Source organism: Cellulomonas sp. P2_F12 (assembly GCF_056403775.1).
The window spans coordinates 394,962-412,858 of record NZ_JBFUEV010000003.1; the positions used below are offsets into that span (position 1 = coordinate 394,962).

Below are 17,897 nucleotides of genomic sequence, written 5' to 3' on the forward strand. Positions count from 1 at the left end.
TGACGGGGCGGTCCGTGACGCGGGTCAGACAGCTCAGCATGGGTCCACCGTAGGACGGGCCTCCGACACTCACGGAGCCGTCCGGAAGGCGGCTCGGTGCTGGCGGGGGCTGGTGCGGAACTCTCGCGCGAAGTGCTGGCGCAGGGCGGCCGAGGACCCGAACCCGGCGGAGGCCGCGACCTCCTCCACCGGGTCGTCGGTGGACTCGAGGAGCACCTTCGCCCGCACCAGCCGCTGCCGGAGCAGCCAGCGGGCGGGGCTGACGCCGGTCCGGGCGCGGAAGTGCCGGGTGAACGTGCGCCGCGACTGGTGCACGCTCGCCGCCCAGGTGTCGAGGTCGAGCGGGCCGTCCAGGCGGGCGACGGCCCAGCCCATCGCGACCTCCACGGGGTCGGCGGACGGTTCCGCGGAGACGGGAGCCGGGATGTACTGCGCCTGGCTGCCGTCCCGGTGCGGCGCGAGCACGAGCGCGCGGGCGACGTCCGCGGCGAACGCGGCGCCGTGGTCGCCGCGCACGACGTGCAGGCAGCAGTCCAGCGCGGCGGCGACCCCGGCGGAGGTCACGACGTCGCCGAGGTCGCACCACAGCACGTCCGAGCGCACGATCGCCGACGGGTGCCGGCGGGCGAGCTCGGGAGCCGCCGACCAGTGCGTGGCGACCTCGCGCCCGTCGACCAGCCCGGCCGCGGCGACGACGAACGACCCGAGGCACAGACCCACGACGCGCGCCCCGCGGTCGTGCGCGGCGACGACGGCCGCGACGAGGGCCGCCGACGGCTCGCGTCCGACGTGCCAGCTCGGGATCACCACGGTGTCCGCCTCGGCCAGCGCGTCGAGCCCGCGGGCGACCGCCAGGTCGTAGCCGGCATCCGTGCTGATCAGGCCTGGTTCCTCGGCGCAGACGGTGACGCGGTAGCGGGGCGTCGGCGCGCTGCGGGAGCGCGCCGCGAACACCGTCGACGGCACGGACAGGTGGAACGGGCTGATCCCGGGGAACGCGACGACGGCGACCTCGTGCATGGCCCGATCATAGCGAACGGTGTCCTTTGGGCCACTGGTCGTCGGGGACCGACCGGACGACGCTGGGTTCATGACCTCGTCGATCACCGCCACCTTCGTCGGCGGACCCACGCTGCGCCTCACGTACGCCGGCCTCACGTTCCTCACCGACCCCACGTTCGACCCGCCCGGCGACTACCCCTCGGGCGGCGTCACCCTGCACAAGCTGGTGGGACCGGCCGTGCCGCTCGACGAGCTCGGGCCGGTCGACGTCGTCCTGCTCTCGCACGACCAGCACGCCGACAACCTCGACCACGCGGGTCGCGAGCTCCTCGCTTCGGTGCCGACCGTCCTGTCGACGCCGGATGCCGCCGGCCGGCTCGCGGGCGTGCGCGGCCTGGCGCCGTGGGAGCGGGTGTCCCTCAGCGAGGTGACGGTCACGGCCGTCCCCGCCCGGCACGGTCCCGAGGGTGCCGAGCCGCTCAGCGGAGTGGTCACCGGGTTCGTGCTCGAGGCCGACGGTTGGTCGACCGTGTACGTCTCTGGGGACAACGCCTCCCTGGACGTGGTCGACGCGATCGCGCGCCGGGTGCCGGGGATCGGGATCGCCGTGCTGTTCGTCGGCGGCGCCAACGTCGGGCGGTTCGGGGACGAGCCCCTCACGCTCGATGGCGCGCGTGCGGGAGCGGCGTCGGACCTGCTGCCCGGTGCGCGGATCGTCCCGGTGCACCACAGCGACTGGGGGCACTTCGTCGACCCCCTGGCCGCGGTCGAGGCGCGCTTCGCGGCGGGCGGCCGGCGTGACCGGCTGGTCGTGCTGGAGCGCGGGGTCCCCACCGAGCTCTGAACCGACCCGACCGGTCAGGCGGGCTTCACCCCGCGGAACTCCGCCAGCCGCTGGTGCTCGACGCCGACCGCCGCCCTGGTCCGTGCGGTCCACGGCACCCACTCGTCGAGCTCGAGCCCGAGCGTCTTCCCCGTGGCGCGCGGTCGCCACGTGCCGACGACCTCCCCGTCGACGAGCACGGCACCCGGGCGGCCGATCGTGGGCCAGAGCGCCTTGTGGTGCGCCGTGTCGGGCACCACCAGGGCGCGGTCGCGGCCCTGCAGGAACAGGTCGTACGGGCCGAGCAGCCGCACGACCGTCTTGTCGGGCGGGTCCGCGAGGGCGGGGACGTCGGCGTCGAGCATGGCGGCCGTGGCACCGTCGACGTCCACCTCGACGGCGTCCTGCGGCCACCGGTCCGTGACGTCCCGCAGGGGAGCGTCGAGGTACTCGGCGGCCTGCCTCGGCGTGAGGGGCCCGAGCAGGTGGAGGAGCCCGCGCAGCACGTCGACCGGCCCGTCGTCGCCGGCCGTCGGGCGGTCGAGGACCCCGACCTGCCCGGCGGGCCAGCGCGGTATCCGGCGGACCACCGGCGGAGAGGTGTCAGGCTCCAGCTCGAGCCCGGCGTGCAGGGCGGCCAGGCGGAACGGCATCTCGTACATATGCGTGGCGCTGCAGGCCGGGCACCAGCGCAGGTACGGATCGCTCATCTCGGCGGTCATCCGGGTGGACAGCGTCCCCTTGGCCATCGGCTGGTCGACCACCTCCCGCATGGTCCGCGCGACCGAGGACAGTGCGTCCAGGACCGGGATGCCGGCCGCCTTGAGCGGGCCCGAGGCGTTGATCACCCGCTTGGCCGCGTCGGCCTCGGAGTAGGGGCGCAGCGCCTGCTCGACGGCCCGCAGGTCCCGGCGGCGGTACGCGTGCGGAGCGGCCCTGACCGTCCAGGCGAGGGCGAGCTCGGTCGGCCAATGGTGCGCCCGGACCGGCACGCCCCGCACCGCCAGCGCCCAGAGGGCGCCGTCCGGCCCCGTGTCCTGCACGCCGTGGTCGAGGATCGCGGCGTCGTCGGGCGCCCGGGTGGCGACGACGTCCCGGTCGAGCTGCTGGGCGTGCACGCGGTACCGGAGCACCTGCCGGCGGGTCACGGACATCGACCCACCGTGGCACGGACCACCCACACCGGCTGGTCAGCCGCCGAGGATCCCCGGTCCGGCCGCCCGCAGCGTCCGGGCGTACCGGTCGGCGGACCCGTCCGGCAGCAGCCCGTCCAGCTCGAGCTCGACCAGCCCGTGCACCAGCGCCCAGAGCCCGAGGGCGGGTTCCTGCGCCTGAGCAGGACCGACGTCGAGGACGCGCCCGACCGCGTCGCGGAGCACGCCGAACGTCGCGCTCGCCGTGGCCGGGCCGCGCGACCCGTCCTGGAGCCCGGCACCGGTCGCGCCGAACATCACGCGGTAGAACTGGGGGTCGTCCAGCGCGTGCTGCCGGTAGGCGAGGCCCAGGCCCAGCAGGTCGGCGGCGGGATCGGCGGTCTGCGGGACCGTGGCGAGTCGCCGGGCGAAGCGCGCGAAGGCCTCGTCACCGACCGCGCGGACCAGGTCCTCGCGGCTGCCGAACAGCGAGTAGACGGCCGACGCCGACGTGCCCGCACGGGCGGCGAGGTCCCGGACAGTCAGCCCCGCGGCGCCGGCCGAGGCGACGATCGCCGACGCCTCCTCGAGCAGGCGCACGCGCAGGGCGTCGTCGTGCACGCGGGGTCGGGCCATCCGGCGAGTCTAGGGGGTTGACCAGGGTTTGCGAACGAGGTTCTATAACAGTGTTCGGAAACGAGGAGGGCACATGATCGAGCTCACGGACGCCGCCCGGGTCACGGCGGGCGTCGTCGCCCTGACGGTGGTGGCCATCGAGTCCGGCGGCGCCTTCCTGCTGCGCGTCGTGACCGGCAAGGAGCAGGCCACCGAGTTCCAGAAGAGCTTCTACCGCGCCGGTCACGCGCACGCCGGCGTCCTGGTGACGCTCGGGCTCGTCTGCCTGCTGCTGGGCGAGGCGACGTCGCTCACCGGGATCTGGCGCTGGCTGGCGCAGACCGGGGTCCTGATCGCGGCGATCGTCATGCCGGCCGGCTTCTTCTTCGCCGCGATGGGCCGCGGTCGCGAGGCGCCCAACAGGGCCGTCGTGCTGCTCGCGGTGGGCGCCGTGCTCCTCGCCGCCGGGGTCGTCGCGCTCGGTGTGGGCCTGCTGCTCGGGTGAACGCGTGGGCGACACGCGCCCAGGCACGGCTGTGTCGTCGGCAGCCCCGGCTACTTTGAGGACCATGGCGACTCGTACGTCCAACCCACGCGCCCGGTCCGGTGCGCCGACGACGTCGCGCGCCGCCGGAAAGCAGTCGGGCTCCTCCCGACCGCAGACCCGCAAGCCGGCCCCGCCGCCACACCGACCGGCGCTGCCGGTGCGGATGGTGAAGGGCACATTCATGGGGGCCGCCCACCTCGTCGGCGGCACCGCCCGCCGCGTCGGCCGGGGCGCCAAGGACCTGGACCCGTCGCACCGCCGGGACGGCCTGGCGTTCACCCTGCTCGGCCTCGCGATCATCATCGCCGCCCGGGAGTGGTGGGACCTGTCCGGTACGGCCGGGACCCTCGTGCACAACGTGGTCGCCGGGACGTTCGGCAAGGTCGGCGTCGTCGTGCCGGTCGTGCTGCTCGGGCTGGCCATCCGGCTCATGCGGCACCCCGAGCGCGTCGAGGCCAACGGCCGCATCGTCATCGGGCTGGGCGCCATCACGCTGGCGGTGTGCGGCCTCGTGCAGATCGCCGCCGGCCTGCCGGGCACCGACGACTTCGCCGCGCTGCGTGCCGCCGGCGGCATCGTCGGCTTCCTGGTCGGGACCCCGCTCGCCAGCCTGCTCACGCCGGGTGTGGCCGTCGTCCTGCTGATCCTGCTGGCGTTCTTCGGCGTCCTCGTCGTCACCGCGACCCCGGTGCACCAGGTGATCCCGCGGCTGCGCGGCGTCTACGACCGGCTCACGGGCAACCACCGCGCCCCGGCGGCCGACGCCGACGAGGTCGAGGACGACGCCCCGCTCGTCATCAACGCGCTGCACACCGCCGTGCCGGAGATCGAGGCGCCGCCGGCCAAGCGAGGACTGCTGGCGCGCCGGCGCCGGCGCGCGGAGGCCGTCGAGGAGCCGGAGGACACCCGGCTCGACGGGTACGACGGCGACGAGGCGTTCGCGCGCGCGGCCATCGTCGCCGCCGCCGAGGCCGAGGCCGAGGCGCAGGCGGCACGCGACGCGGCCCCGGACACGGTGCCGACGACGGTGGTCGCCAAGACGCCGCTCGTGGCGCCCGAGACGACGCCGGTCCCGCGGGGCGAGCAGCCCATGCTCGGCGGAGACGTCCTCTACACGCTCCCGGCCGAGGACGCGCTGGCCAAGGGTGCGCCGCACAAGGTCCGCTCGGCCGCGAACGACCGGGTGGTCGAGTCCCTCACGTCCGTGCTCGAGGCCTTCGAGATCGACGCGCAGGTCACGGGCTTCACGCGCGGCCCGACCGTCACGCGCTACGAGGTCGAGCTGGGTCGGTCCGTCAAGGTCGAGCGGGTCACCGCGCTGAGCAAGAACATCGCGTACGCGGTGGCCAGCGCCGACGTGCGGATCCTGTCGCCGATCCCCGGCAAGTCCGCCATCGGCATCGAGATCCCGAACACCGACCGCGAGACCGTGTCGCTGGGCGACGTGCTGCGCTCCAGCGCCGCCAAGCGCACCGAGCACCCGATGGTCATCGGCGTCGGCAAGGACGTCGAGGGCGGCTACGTCACCGCCAACCTCGCCAAGATGCCCCACCTGCTGGTCGCGGGCGCCACCGGCGCGGGCAAGTCCAGCTTCGTGAACTCGATGATCGTCTCGATCCTCATGCGCGCGACGCCCGACGAGGTCCGGATGGTGCTCGTCGACCCCAAGCGCGTCGAGCTGACGGTCTACGAGGGCATCCCGCACCTCATCACGCCGATCATCACCAACCCGAAGAAGGCCGCCGAGGCCCTCGAGTGGGTGGTGCGCGAGATGGAGGCGCGCTACGACGACCTGGCGAACTTCGGGTTCAAGCACATCGACGACTTCAACACCGCGGTCCGGGCCGGAAAGGTCAAGCCGCTGCCGGGCTCCGAGCGCAAGATCGCGACGTACCCGTACCTGCTGGTGGTCGTCGACGAGCTGGCCGACCTCATGATGGTCGCCCCGCGTGACGTCGAGGCGTCGATCCAGCGCATCACGCAGCTGGCGCGCGCCGCCGGCATCCACCTGGTGCTCGCCACCCAGCGGCCGAGCGTCGACGTCGTGACCGGCCTGATCAAGGCCAACGTCCCGTCCCGTCTGGCGTTCGCGACCAGCAGCCTCACCGACTCGCGGGTCGTCCTCGACCAGCCGGGCGCGGAGAAGCTCATCGGGCAGGGTGACGCGCTGTTCCTGCCGATGGGTGCGGCCAAGCCCATGCGCACCCAGGGCGCCTGGGTGTCGGAGTCGGAGATCCACGCCGTCGTCGAGCACGTGAAGAAGCAGCTCAAGCCCGTGTACCGGCAGGACGTCGCGGCGGCCCCGGTGAAGAAGCAGGTCGACGATGACATCGGCGACGACCTCGACCTGCTGCTGCAGGCCGCGGAGCTGGTGATCACCACGCAGTTCGGCTCGACGTCGATGCTGCAGCGCAAGCTGCGCGTCGGGTTCGCCAAGGCGGGTCGGCTCATGGACCTGCTGGAGTCGCGCGAGATCGTCGGCCCGTCCGAGGGCTCCAAGGCGCGCGAGGTGCTGATCCAGCCCGACGACCTGGCGGGCACGCTCGCGATGCTGCGCGGCGCCCCCGGCGAGGAGGAGGACCGGTACGCGACCGTCGACGGGGCCCTGCCGGGCGAGCCGCCGGTGGCGACCGACTACTTCGACGGCGCGGAGGAGGACGACGCCGGACAGTGGTCCGGCGGGGGTCGGTGACCGTCGCGACCTCCGGCCCCCTGGGGGTCGTCAGCACGGTGATCGCCGTCGTGGCGATCGTGGCACTCGTGGCGGTGCTCATCCTCCTGGCCAGGCAGCGCGCCCAGGTGCGCCGCGCGAACGAGCTGCTGGAGCTGTCGCGCGAGCTGCGGCACCGGTACGACGCGCTGCAGGCCGTGACCAAGGAGGGCGTGCTCGTCCAGTCCCTGTCCGGCAAGGTGCTCGACATCTCCGAGCGCGCCGCGGCGATCCTCGGCATCGATGCCGCGTCCTCGGTCGGCCGCTCGGTGGGTGACCTCCCCGTGGTGCTGGTCAACGAGATGGGCCTGGCGATGAACCCGGCGGCGGTGCTGGGCCACCGCAGCGGCGTCGCGCGCGCGGGGTGGACGGTCGACTCCGAGCTGGTCGGCGTGGCGCTGCCCGGCACCGACACCACGCAGGCGCGCATGGTCCAGGTGGCCAGCCAGCTGGTCCCCGCGGGCGACGGCGACGTAGCCGCGGTGCTCACGACGCTGGTCGACGTGACCGGGCGCCGCGAGGTCGAGGCGGCGCTGACCCGCAGCGAGATGCAGTTCCGGGTCGCCATGGAGAACGCCCCCATCGGCATGGCGCTGGTGGACCTCGAGTGGCGCATCGTCGAGGCCAACGCGGCGTTCGCGGAGCTGCTGGGCACCAGCGTCGGCGCCCTGCGCGGCTACCGCATGGAGGACCTCAGCACGCCCGAGGGGCGGCCCGCCGAGCGCCTCGAGGTCGACCGGCTGCTCGGCGGCGGTCAGCACCGGTTCTCCCTCGAGAAGCGCTACCAGCGTGCGGACGGCCACCAGGTCTGGGTCGCGCTCGACGCCGCGCTGGTGCGCACGCCGACCGGGGCACCCGACCACTTCGTCGTCCAGGTCCGCGACTCGACCGAGTCCCGGCTGCAGGCCGAGATGCTCACCCACCGGGCCATGCACGACCCGCTGACCGGACTGGCGAACCGCACGCTCCTGCAGGAGGTCCTGCAGTCGGTGCTCGAGCAGCCCGGCGTGGTCGACCGTGTGGCCGTGCTCGCGTGCGACCTCGACGGGTTCAAGGAGATCAACGACCGGTACGGGCACGCCGCGGGCGACGAGGTGCTGGTGCACGTCGCGGGAGTCCTGCGCGCCGCGACCGCGCGCCGCGGGACCGTCGCACGGCTCGGGGGCGACGAGTTCGTGGTGGTCGTGCAGGACCTGGACGGTCCGCGGGCGGTCTTCGAGGTCGCGGCGGCGATCCACTCGGGCCTCCTGGAGCAGGTCCGCGTCGGCCGTCGCCGCCTGACCGTCGCGGCGAGCATCGGCATCGCGCTGGCGGACCCCGACTCGATCGAGGGCGGTGCCCCGGGGCTGCTCGCCGCCGCCGACGCCGCGCTCTACCGCGCCAAGGGCTCCGGCCGCAGCCGCACGGAGGTCTACGAGCCGTCGATGACCATGGGCTCGGCGTCCGACCTGCACCGCGAGCTCGCCGCGGCGATCTCCAACGACCAGCTGGTGGTCCACTACCAGCCGATCGTCGACCTGTCCGACTCGCGGGTGGTCGGCTACGAGGCGCTCGTGCGCTGGGAGCACCCCACGCGCGGGCTGCTGCTGCCGGCCTCGTTCCTCTCGCTGATCCAGGAGGCGGGCATGTCCGTCGCCCTCGGGCAGCTGGTGGCCACGCGCGTCGTGGAGTTCGTCGCCTCGATCCACGACCGGACGCGCTGGGTGTCGGTCAACGTGTCGGCCGACCAGCTGGGCGACGGCGAGTTCGCGACGACCCTGCTCGGCGAGATCTCCCGGCACCGCCTGACGGCCGGGCGGATCGTCGTCGAGCTCACCGAGTCGTCGTTGGTGGCGTCGGGGACGCGGATCCGGCACGAGCTCACGCAGCTGTCCGCCGCGGGCGTCCCGATCCTGCTCGACGACTTCGGCACCGGCGTCTCGCCGCTGTCGTACCTGCGCGACCTGCCGGTGGCGGGCGTGAAGCTCGACATGTCCTTCACGTCCGGCATCCCCGAGGACCCCACCGCGGGCAAGGTGGCCCGGGCGCTCGGCGCGCTGGCCCGCGAGCTCGCGATGGTGACCATCGCCGAGGGCATCGAGCACGAGGAGCAGGCCGAGTACCTGCACCGCAACGGCTGGCGCTACGGGCAGGGCTGGCTGTACGGCAGCGCGCAGCCGGGCGACATCAGCCGCTGACGCGCTGGACCACGACGGGTGCCGGCCCGGTGGTCGTCAGGGGCGTCGTCCGCTGCGGTGCCTGGGTCCCCGCCGCGGCGACCACCCGGGCCAGGCGGTCCGCCACCTGCGCGGCGCTGAGCGTGCCCGTGCCGCCCGCGATGTCCACGAGCGCGTGCACCTGGTGCCCGCCCAGCCGGTCCACGGTCACGGGCGTCCACTCGACCCCGGTCACGCGTGCGGGTCCGGCCTCGCGCCCCTCCGCGGGGAACGCGCCCGTGCTCTCCACGTGCGCGGTGAGCAGCAGCCCGGAGTCGGTGTTCTCCACGCAGCACTCGCTGTCCTGGTTGGAGATGTAGTTGCCGAGCCCGTAGGCCACCCACATCCCCTCGCCGCGCGGCCCGCCGCTGAGGTGCTCCACCGGCTGGGGCACGTGCGCGTGGTGGCCGATGAGCAGGTCGAACACCCCGGAGTCGGCCAGCTGCTGGTCGAACGCGACCTGCTCGGGCGTCGGCTCGGTGCGGTACTCCACGCAGCAGTGGACGCTCGCGATCACCAGGTCGGCACCGGCCGCGCGCGCCGCCGTCGCCTGCGCCACCATCGCGGGCACGTCGATGAGGTTGACCGACCACGGCTTGTCGGCGTCGATCGGCATGCCGTTGGTGCCGTACGCGGCGGCGATGTGCGCGACGGTGATCGACTGGCCCGCCCGCTCGAGGGTGTACAGCTGCGGTTGCGACTGCTCCAGGGCGCTGCGGGCCGTGCCGACGTGTCCGAGGCCGGCGGCGTCCATGGCGTCCAGCGTGGCCGTGATGCCGGCGAAGCCGCGGTCGACGGAGTGGTTGGACGCGGTCGAGCAGCCGTCCCAGCCCTGCGCCCTCAGCGACGAGGCGATCTCCGCCGGAGAACCGAACAGCGGGTAGCCGCTGGGCGGGGTGCCCTCGGGCGCGACCGGCACCTCGAGGTGGCAGAGCGCCAGGTCAGCGCCCTGGACCCACGGGTCCATCGGCGCGAGCAGCGGTCCGAAGTCGTAGCCCCCGCCGGGCGTCCGCGCGTCGGCGAGGACGGGCAGGTGCGGCAGGACGTCGCCGGCCGCCACGATCGAGAACTCGGCGTCGGGGTCCGCCGTCGGCGTGGGCGTGGGGGTCGGCGTCGGGGTCTGGCTGACCGGCGGCGGCGCGGGCGTGCCCGTCTGCGCGGCGACCGTCGAGTCCCACGGCCGAAGGGCCGCCGCGACGGCGCCGAGGCTCGCGAGCACGAGCAGCAGGATCGCGAGGCCGACGACGACGGGGGAGCGTCGGCCGGCGCGGGCGTGGCGGGTCACACGCGGACTGTAGTTCGTGGACGGCCCACCTCTCGCACCCCTCTAGGCTGTCCGGGTGTCCGACGCCGTGCCTCCAGCGCCTTCTGTGCCCTCCGCCTGGAACCTGGCGAACGCGCTCACGGTGCTGCGCATCGCGATGGTGCCGTTCTTCGCCTGGGCCCTGCTCGTCGACGGCGGGCACAGCACGACCGGCCGGCTCGTCGCGACCGCTCTGTTCGCCCTCGCCGCGGCCACCGACCGCCTCGACGGCTGGCTCGCCCGGCGGTCCGGCCAGGTCACCAACTTCGGCAAGCTGCTGGACCCCATCGCGGACAAGGTGCTCATCGGCACCGCGCTGATCCTGCTGTCGTGGCTGGGCGACCTGTCGTGGTGGGTCACGGTCATCATCCTGATCCGGGAGCTCGGCATCACGGCGATGCGGTTCTTCCTGCTGCGCTACGTGGTGCTGCCGGCATCCCGGGGCGGCAAGCTCAAGACGGTCCTCCAGTCCGTCGCCATCGGCCTCTACCTCCTGCCGCTGGACCAGCTGCCGACGTGGGTGTCCGTGGTCGCGGCGATCCTCATGGCCGCCGCGCTGGTGGTGACGGTCGTGACCGGCCTGGACTACCTGCGGACCGGGCTGCAGATCCGCCGGACCGCCGCCCGGCCGCCCGCCGCCGGGTTGTGACGTGCCGGGCGCTCCCGAGCTGCTCGCGGCCGTCGGCGCCCGCGGCTGGACCCTGGGCGTCGCCGAGTCGCTGACCGGCGGGCTCGTCTGCGCGACGCTCGTCGACGTGCCCGGCGCGTCCGCCGTGCTGCGCGGCGCGGTCGTCGCCTACGCCACCGAGCTCAAGGGAACGCTGCTCGGCGTCGACGCGGCCCTGCTCGCGGCTCGCGGCGCGGTCGATCCCGACGTCGCGAAGGCGATGGCGCTCGGCGTCCGGGAGCGGCTCGGCGCCGAGGTCGGGCTCGCGACGACCGGCGTGGCCGGACCCGACCCGCAGGACGGGCACCCGCCCGGCACCGTCCACGTCGCGGTCTCCACCCCCGACGGGACCGTCGTGCGGACCCTGCGGCTGACCGGCGACCGGGCCACCGTCCGCGCCCGGTCCGTGGACGCCGTGCTGGCGCTGGGGGTGGAATTCGTGGGCCGATCGGGGTGAATCTGCGGCTCGCCCTGGGTGGCGCGCCCGGTCAGCGGGAACACTGCAAGGGGTCGCATCGTTGGAACGACCGTGATGAGCACTCGACCCCCGGCACGACGCCTGCCTTCGCGTGTCGGTGGTGCAAGGTACGGTGGAATCCTCCCGGTGAAGGGTCCGCAGCGGACTCCGGCTCCCGGGGCGGATGTGGCACGTGACGCGAGAGGGGGAGCCCGAATGGTTGTACTACGTCGAGAGATCGGCGATGTGCTGCGGGATGCGCGACAGCGCCAGGGGCGCACCCTGCGTGAGGTGTCGTCGGCAGCCCGCGTGTCGCTCGGTTACCTGAGCGAGGTGGAGCGAGGTCAGAAGGAGGCGTCGTCGGAGCTGCTCAACAGCATCTGCGAGGCGCTCGACGTCCCGATGTCGCTCGTCCTGCGCGAGGTCAGTGACCGCGTTGCAGTCGCCGAGGGTCTGTTGATCCCCGACACGGTGCCCGCGGACCTCGCGGCGTCGGTGGCCGGTGCCGCCGACTCCGGCTGGGCGCGGTCGCGGTCGGAGCTCGCAGCCATCGGCTGATCGACGGCCTCGGCCGTCTTTGCCTGATCGGGCGCGTGTGCCCGATCCACGGGGCACTTGTGGTGCGCCCGTGACGCCGGACGATGGTGTCCGCGCGTCGTCCTGCGCGGTCCGTGGACATCCGTCCGCGGGCCGTTGCTCGTTCCCGAGGAGCTAGCGCGGGCTCTGCTGGCACCGCGGGCAGTAGAAGATCGGGCGCTCCATCGGGGGCTTGCGCGCCTGCGCGACCGCGATCCGGGTGCCGCAGCGGTGGCACGGCTCGCGCAGCCTCCCGTGCACGTGCCCCGGCGGCCGTCCGTCGGCGACGGAGCGTTGCAGCTGGCGGCGGGCCACCGCGAGCAACCGCGCGGGGGCCCCGATCTGGTCGGCCGGGGTCCACGGCCACAGGCGCTCGGCGAACAGGGACTCGGCCGCGAAGATGGTGCCGATCCCCGCGACGACCGTCTGGTCGAGCAGCACCTCCGCGACCGGGGTGGAGCCGCGGGCCGCCCAGCGCCGCAGCGCCTCGTCCACGTCGACGGTCTCGCCGAGCAGGTCCGGGCCCAGGTGGCCGATCACCGTGTGCTCGTCCCGGGTGCGCAGGACGTCGAGCATGCCGAGGTCGAGACCCACGGCGGTCCACTCCGCGTTCCCGAGCACGGCCCGGACGTGCGGCGAGCGTGCCGAGGCGCCGTCGGTGTCGCTCCGCGCGATCCGCCACCGGCCCTCCATGCGCAGGTGCGTGTGCAGGGTGCGGCCGTCGTCGAACCGGGTGAGCAGGTGCTTGCCGTACGACCGGGTCTCCAGCACGGTCCGGCCGACCAGGTCGACGGTCGCGGCGCTGGGCCAGCGCAGGTCCGACCGCGTGACCACCCGGTCGGCGAGAGCGAGCTGGAACCGGTCGGCGGTCCGGCGCAGGATGTCGCCCTCAGGCACGGGCCCGCTCCGTCACGACCGGACCCGCCGGCGCCGGGCCGTCACGACCGGACCCACCGGTCAGGCCGGGCGGTCACGGCCGGTCCCGCAGCCGCAGGCCCCGCGGGGTGGTCGCGAACCCGGCGGCGACGAGCGCCTGCCCGAGCGTGCCGTGCAGGGCGCCGGCGAGGACCTCGACGCCGTCGACCCGCACGATCGTGAGCTGGCCGCTGCGTCGCGCGCGCACGGTCGACGCCAGGCCGTCGGCGGCCGCCGTGAGGACGCGGGCGTCGGTGGTGAACGACAGGACCGTGCGGCCGCCGCGCTCGAGGTAGAGCACCAGGGCACCGTCGACGAGCACGACGAGCGCCCCGCCCTTGCGGCCCGGTCGGTGCCGACCCGTGCCGGCGTCCTCGGTCTGCGGCCCCGGAGCCGGCCACGGGAGCGAGGCGCCGTACGGGTTGGCGGGGTCGGTCGCGGCGAGCACGACGACCTGGTCCTCGTGGGGCGCGTGCTCGTCCGCCGACCGCTCGATGACCTGCGCGTCGACCCGGAGCCGGTCGACCGCCCCCGGTAGCGCGAACTGGGAGCCGCCGAGGCGCTCCACGAAGTAGCCGCGGCGCACCTGGCCGCCCTGCTCGAGCGCCGACAGCACGCGGTACACGTCGGCGAACCGGGCGCCGATGCCCTCGGCGGGCGCGACGGCGCGGGTGAGGATGCCGTGGCGGTCGAGCAGCTGCGCGGCGAGCGCGTGAGCCCGGAGCGTGGGGTCGACCTCGCGCGCGGGGAGCAGCGACCACCGGCCACCGCTCGCGGCGCCGTCGAGGCCGAGGGCGGACGACCGGGTGCCGGGGTCGCCGGCCAGCTGGACCGCGGCGCGCAGGCCGAGCCGCGGGCGCAGCGGACGACCGCGGGGAGTCGCGGCACGCGTCCGGTGCGCCGTGCTTCCGCTGCCCAGCCACGCGCGCAGCGGCGCGAGGCCGTCGTTGGTCACGTGGCCGGTCCAGACCAGGTCCCACACCGCCGCGGCCACGTCCGCCTGGCTGGGCGAGGCCTCGTCGGGTCGCAGCCGGCGGAGCCGCTCGGCCAGCGCGCCGAGGAACCACGCTCCTCCGCCGCCGAGGGCGTCGAGGATCGCGGCGTGCAGGGCCCCGTCGGGGGCCGGCGCGACCGGGGGGAGCGTGAGGTCGGCGACGCCCGCCGGGTGCAGCGAGATCAGGCCGTCGTGCCCGGCGAGCGACCCGTGGCCGGCCCACACCACCTCGCCCGCCGCCGTCAGCTGGTCGAGCATCGCCGGGTCGTAGTCGGTCACGCGCGCGGGCAGCACGTGGGTCTCGAGCGCCGACGCGGGCAGGACCGCGCCGGCCAGCTGCTCGACCACCCGGGCGACCCCGTCGACGCCCCGCAGCGACCCTGTCGCCGAGCTGCGGCCCGACCGTCCGACCGGCTGGACGCCCTGCCAGCGGGGCAGGAAGACCCCGAGCGCCTGCGGGGCGACCGGCTCGACCTCGGCCCGCAGCGCGGCGAGCGAGCGGCGGCGCAGCGTCCGCAGCACGTCGGCGTCGCAGAACTCGTCGCCGGTCCCGCCCAGCACGTCCGGGCGCAGCCGACCCTGGACCAGCACCCCGAGGCCGTCCAGGCGGCGCAGCGTCTCCGTCACCACGGCGACCCCCCAGCCGAACCGGGCGGCGGCCTGCGCAGCCGTGAAGGGCCCGTGCGTGCGGGCGTGCCGGCGCAGCAGGTCCCCGATCGGGTCGGGCACGACCTCGGTGAACACCTCGGGAACGCCCACGGGCAGCGCGACACCCAACGCGTCGCGCAGCCGCCCGGCGTCCTCGACCGCGGCCCACTGCTCGGCGCGCTCCGGGGCCACGCTGCCCAGGCGCACCCGGATCAGCCGGCGGGCGCCCTCGAGCTCCGTCAGCCACGCCGGCACCTGGTCACGCACCTCGGGCTTCGTGCGCTCGGCCAGCTCGGCGGCGGTGAGCGGCCCGTGGCGGCGGACGGCATCGGCGAGCTGCTCGAGCGTGCCGGCCTGGCGGTCTGGGGCACGGCCGCTCAGCTCGGCCTCGGTCCGCAGCACGGCGTCGGGGTCCAGCAGGTCGGCCAGCTGCGACTCGCCGCCCTGGCCGAGCAGCTCGGCGAGCAGCGTGGGGTCGAGGGTCAGGGCGGCCGCGCGGCGCTCGGCCAGCGGGGCGTCGCCGTCGTAGAGGAACTGCGCGGTGTAGCCGAAGAGCAGGGACTGGGCGAACGGCGACGGCTGCGTCGTGGTGACCTCGACCACCCGGATCCGCCGGGCCGCGACGTCCCGCATGAGCGTGGTGAGCGCGTCGGTGTCGAAGTCGTCCTGCAGGCACTCGCGGACGGCCTCCAGCAGGATCGGGAAGTCCGGGTACTCCGAGGCCACCGCGAGCAGCTGGGCCGACCGCTGGCGCTGCTGCCACAGCGGCTGGCGGCGGTCGGGGCGGCGGCGGGGGAGCAGCAGCGCGCGGCCGGCCGCCTCGCGGAACCGAGCCCCGAACATCGCCGACGAGCCGAGCTCGGCCCGGACCGCGTCCAGCACCTCGTCCGGCTCGATCAGCAGGTCGGCCATGTCGATCGCCGGACCGGTCGAGTCCGCCCACGGGTCGTCCACGCCGAACCCGAGGTCGCCGCCCGCGTCGAGCATGTCGGGCAGGCGCAGCACGATGCCGTCGTTCGAGTGCATGGCCGCGGCGTCGACCCCGTACCGCTCGCGCAGGCGTGCGCCGATGACGATCGCCCAGGGGGCGTGCACCCGCGCGCCATACGGGGAGTGCACGACGACACGCCAGTCGCCGAGCTCGTCGCGGAACCGCTCGACCACCAGGACCGCGTCGGACGGGACCTCGCCGGTGGCCTCGCGCTGCTCGGTCAGGTAGGTCAGCAGGTTGTCCGCGGCCCACGGGTCCAGGCCGGCGCCCTCGATCCGCGCGCGGGCGCCCTCGGGGCTCAGCGTGCCCAGCTCCCGCACCCACGCGCCCATCGCCTGCCCCAGCTCGGCCGGGCGGCCGGGGGCGTCGCCCTTCCAGAACGGCAGCCGCCCGGGCACGCCGGGGGCGGGCGTGACCAGCACGCGGTCGGGCGTGATGTCGTCGATCCGCCATGTGCTGGAGCCCAGGGTGAACATGTCGCCGACGCGCGACTCGTAGACCATCTCCTCGTCGAGCTCGCCCACCCGCTTGCCGCCGCGGACCGCGCCGCCGGCACGCTCGGCGTCGACGGGCACGTCGCTGGTGGTCGCGCTGCTGGCCAGGAAGACGCCGTACATGCCCCGGTCCGGGATGGTCCCGCCGCTGGTCACCGCCAGGCGCAGAGCCCCCGGCCGGCCGCTGAGCACGTCGCGCACGCGGTCCCACACGAGCCGGGGCCGCAGCTCCGCGAACTCCTCGCTCGGGTACCGACCCGCGAGCATGTCGAGCACCGCGCGCAACGTCGCCTCGCCCAGCCCGGAGAACGGCGACGCCCGGCGCACGACGGCCGACAGGTCGTCGAGCGACCAGTCCTCCACCGCGACCATCGCGACGATCTGCTGCGCGAGCACGTCGAGCGGGTTGTGCGGGATCCGGAGGGCCTCGAGGGCCCCGTCCCGCATGCGCTGCGCGGTCACCGCCGCGGGCACGAGCTCGCCGCGGAACGTCGGGAACACGATCCCGCGCGACACGGCACCCACCTGGTGCCCGGCACGGCCGACGCGCTGGAGCCCGCTGGCGACCGACGGGGGCGATCCGACCTGCACCACGAGGTCGATGGCGCCCATGTCGATCCCGAGCTCCAGCGAGCTGGTCGCGACCACCGCGGGCAGCAGACCGGCCTTGAGCTCGGACTCGGTGCGGGTGCGCTCCGCGCGGCTCATCGAGCCGTGGTGTGCGCGCGCCAGGATGGTCGCCGCCTCCCGGGTGTCGACGCCGACGGCGGTGCCCGACTGCCCCGGCACGGCGGCCGCGCGGAACGTGGCGGGATCGGGCACGTCCGCCCCGGACCGTTCGGCCCACACCTCGTTCATGCGGGCGGTGAGCCGCTCGGCACCCCGGCGCGAGTTGGTGAAGACGAGCGTGGAGCGGTGCTGCGCGACGAGGTCGACCACGCGCTCCTCGACATGCGGCCAGATGGACGGGCGCGGGAGCTCGCCGGCCGCGGCGCCGGTCAGGTCCTCCTCGGCCGGCCCCGCGCTGCGCAGGTCGGACAGGTCCGGGACCGGGACCACGACGTCGACCACGATCTTCTTGGTCGACGGGGGCTGCACGACGACGACCGACCGCCCCCGGTCCTCGCGTGAGCGGTTGCCCCCGAGGAACTCCGCGACGGCCTCGACCGGCCGCACGGTGGCCGACAGCCCGATCCGCTGCGCCGGGCCCGGGCCCCCGGGGTGGTCGAGCATCGCGTCGAGGCGTTCGAGCGAGAGGGCCAGGTGCGCGCCGCGCTTGGTCCCGGCGACGGCGTGGATCTCGTCGATGATCACCGTGCGCACGCCCGCGAGACCCGCGCGGGCGCCCGACGTCAGCACGAGGTACAGCGACTCGGGCGTGGTGATGAGGATGTCCGGGGGCTTCGTCGCGAAGGCCCGTCGCTCGTTCGGGGGGGTGTCGCCGGTGCGGATCCCGACGCTCACGTCGGGCAGGGTCAGCCCGAGACGGGTGGCGGCCTGCCGGATGCCGACCAGCGGGGAGCGCAGGTTCCGTTCGACGTCCGTCGCCAGGGCCTTCAGCGGGGAGACGTAGACGACGCGGCAGCGCTCGACCGGGTCGTCCGGAGCCTGCCCCGTCAGCAGCCCGTCGAGCGCCCACAGGAACGCCGCGAGCGTCTTGCCGGACCCCGTGGGGGCGACGACGAGCGCGTGGTCGCCGCCGGCGACCGCGGACCACGCGCCCAGCTGGGCGGCCGTGGGCTCGGCGAACGCACCCGTGAACCACGTCCGGGTCGGCTCGGAGAAGCTCCTCAGCACCACCGGGCCATTCTGTCGGCCACCACCGAC

General features: G+C 74.9%; 13 protein-coding genes. 7 read left to right on the top strand and 6 right to left on the bottom strand.

The window, feature by feature from the left end; all coding sequences use genetic code 11:
* Positions 1 to 69: 69 nt before the first annotated feature.
* Positions 70 to 1,020 carry a GlxA family transcriptional regulator gene (locus AC1DWH_RS09960; RefSeq protein ID WP_477093526.1) on the bottom strand — a complete coding sequence of 317 codons (951 nt, stop codon included), beginning with the start codon at positions 1,018 to 1,020 and terminating at the stop codon, positions 70 to 72.
* 70 nt (positions 1,021 to 1,090) lie between these two features.
* Here AC1DWH_RS09960 and AC1DWH_RS09965 point away from each other — a divergent pair, with 70 nt between their 5' ends.
* A complete protein-coding gene (locus tag AC1DWH_RS09965; protein ID WP_477093527.1) occupies positions 1,091 to 1,846 on the top strand; it encodes an MBL fold metallo-hydrolase in 756 nt (251 codons plus the stop codon).
* A gap of 14 nt (positions 1,847 to 1,860) precedes the next feature.
* Here AC1DWH_RS09965 and AC1DWH_RS09970 read toward each other — a convergent pair whose 3' ends face one another.
* Together AC1DWH_RS09970 and AC1DWH_RS09975 are read right to left on the bottom strand one after the other, a co-directional pair.
* Positions 1,861 to 2,979 (bottom strand): winged helix DNA-binding domain-containing protein, encoded by a 1,119-nt coding sequence (locus AC1DWH_RS09970; RefSeq protein ID WP_477093528.1) that lies wholly within the window; start codon positions 2,977 to 2,979, stop codon positions 1,861 to 1,863.
* Positions 2,980 to 3,015: 36 nt separating this feature from the next.
* Positions 3,016 to 3,594 carry a TetR/AcrR family transcriptional regulator gene (locus AC1DWH_RS09975; protein WP_477093529.1) on the bottom strand — a complete coding sequence of 193 codons (579 nt, stop codon included), beginning with the start codon at positions 3,592 to 3,594 and terminating at the stop codon, positions 3,016 to 3,018.
* Between the two features lie 73 nt (positions 3,595 to 3,667).
* Here AC1DWH_RS09975 and AC1DWH_RS09980 point away from each other — a divergent pair, with 73 nt between their 5' ends.
* From AC1DWH_RS09980 to AC1DWH_RS09990, 3 genes are all read left to right on the top strand, one after another.
* Complete coding sequence (locus tag AC1DWH_RS09980; protein ID WP_477093530.1) at positions 3,668 to 4,078, top strand: hypothetical protein; 411 nt, start codon at positions 3,668 to 3,670, stop codon at positions 4,076 to 4,078.
* A gap of 205 nt (positions 4,079 to 4,283) precedes the next feature.
* Positions 4,284 to 6,812, top strand: a complete 2,529-nt coding sequence (locus tag AC1DWH_RS09985; RefSeq protein ID WP_477093531.1) for an FtsK/SpoIIIE family DNA translocase — start codon at positions 4,284 to 4,286, stop codon at positions 6,810 to 6,812.
* The gene (locus AC1DWH_RS09990) at positions 6,809 to 9,007 is read left to right on the top strand and encodes a putative bifunctional diguanylate cyclase/phosphodiesterase (RefSeq protein WP_477093532.1); all 2,199 of its coding nucleotides are present in this window, start codon (positions 6,809 to 6,811) and stop codon (positions 9,005 to 9,007) included. The genes AC1DWH_RS09985 and AC1DWH_RS09990 overlap by 4 nt, the downstream gene beginning before the upstream one ends.
* On the opposite strand, the gene AC1DWH_RS09995 is transcribed toward AC1DWH_RS09990, so the two are convergent.
* Complete coding sequence (locus AC1DWH_RS09995; protein ID WP_477093533.1) at positions 8,997 to 10,310, bottom strand: CapA family protein; 1,314 nt, start codon at positions 10,308 to 10,310, stop codon at positions 8,997 to 8,999. The genes AC1DWH_RS09990 and AC1DWH_RS09995 overlap by 11 nt on opposite strands.
* 55 nt (positions 10,311 to 10,365) lie before the next feature.
* On the opposite strand from AC1DWH_RS09995, the gene pgsA reads away from it, so the two are divergent.
* The 3 genes from pgsA (at position 10,366) to AC1DWH_RS10010 (ending at position 12,010) form a co-directional block, all read left to right on the top strand.
* On the top strand, positions 10,366 to 10,977 hold the full coding sequence (pgsA, locus tag AC1DWH_RS10000) for a CDP-diacylglycerol--glycerol-3-phosphate 3-phosphatidyltransferase (protein WP_456844836.1): 612 nt from the start codon (positions 10,366 to 10,368) through the stop codon (positions 10,975 to 10,977).
* Position 10,978: 1 nt separating this feature from the next.
* On the top strand, positions 10,979 to 11,452 hold the full coding sequence (locus AC1DWH_RS10005) for a CinA family protein (protein WP_477093534.1): 474 nt from the start codon (positions 10,979 to 10,981) through the stop codon (positions 11,450 to 11,452).
* Between the two features lie 216 nt (positions 11,453 to 11,668).
* Positions 11,669 to 12,010 (top strand): helix-turn-helix domain-containing protein, encoded by a 342-nt coding sequence (locus AC1DWH_RS10010; RefSeq protein WP_056021088.1) that lies wholly within the window; start codon positions 11,669 to 11,671, stop codon positions 12,008 to 12,010.
* Positions 12,011 to 12,163: 153 nt separating this feature from the next.
* Here AC1DWH_RS10010 and AC1DWH_RS10015 read toward each other — a convergent pair whose 3' ends face one another.
* Together AC1DWH_RS10015 and AC1DWH_RS10020 are read right to left on the bottom strand one after the other, a co-directional pair.
* Complete coding sequence (locus AC1DWH_RS10015) at positions 12,164 to 12,925, bottom strand: Fpg/Nei family DNA glycosylase (protein ID WP_477093535.1); 762 nt, start codon at positions 12,923 to 12,925, stop codon at positions 12,164 to 12,166.
* A 73-nt stretch (positions 12,926 to 12,998) separates the two neighbouring features.
* A complete protein-coding gene (locus AC1DWH_RS10020) occupies positions 12,999 to 17,870 on the bottom strand; it encodes an ATP-dependent helicase (protein ID WP_477093536.1) in 4,872 nt (1,623 codons plus the stop codon).
* Between the last annotated feature and the right edge of the window lie 27 nt (positions 17,871 to 17,897).

Bases quoted from the DNA above. Each gene is read 5' to 3' on its own strand.
- AC1DWH_RS09960 (WP_477093526.1), bottom strand. From the start codon at position 1,020: ATGCACGAGGTCGCCGTCGTCGCGTTCCCCGGGATCAGCCCGTTCCAC.
- AC1DWH_RS09965 (WP_477093527.1), top strand. From the start codon at position 1,091: ATGACCTCGTCGATCACCGCCACCTTCGTCGGCGGACCCACGCTGCGC.
- AC1DWH_RS09970 (WP_477093528.1), bottom strand. From the start codon at position 2,979: ATGTCCGTGACCCGCCGGCAGGTGCTCCGGTACCGCGTGCACGCCCAG.
- AC1DWH_RS09975 (WP_477093529.1), bottom strand. From the start codon at position 3,594: ATGGCCCGACCCCGCGTGCACGACGACGCCCTGCGCGTGCGCCTGCTC.
- AC1DWH_RS09980 (WP_477093530.1), top strand. From the start codon at position 3,668: ATGATCGAGCTCACGGACGCCGCCCGGGTCACGGCGGGCGTCGTCGCC.
- AC1DWH_RS09985 (WP_477093531.1), top strand. From the start codon at position 4,284: ATGGTGAAGGGCACATTCATGGGGGCCGCCCACCTCGTCGGCGGCACC.
- AC1DWH_RS10010 (WP_056021088.1), top strand. From the start codon at position 11,669: ATGGTTGTACTACGTCGAGAGATCGGCGATGTGCTGCGGGATGCGCGA.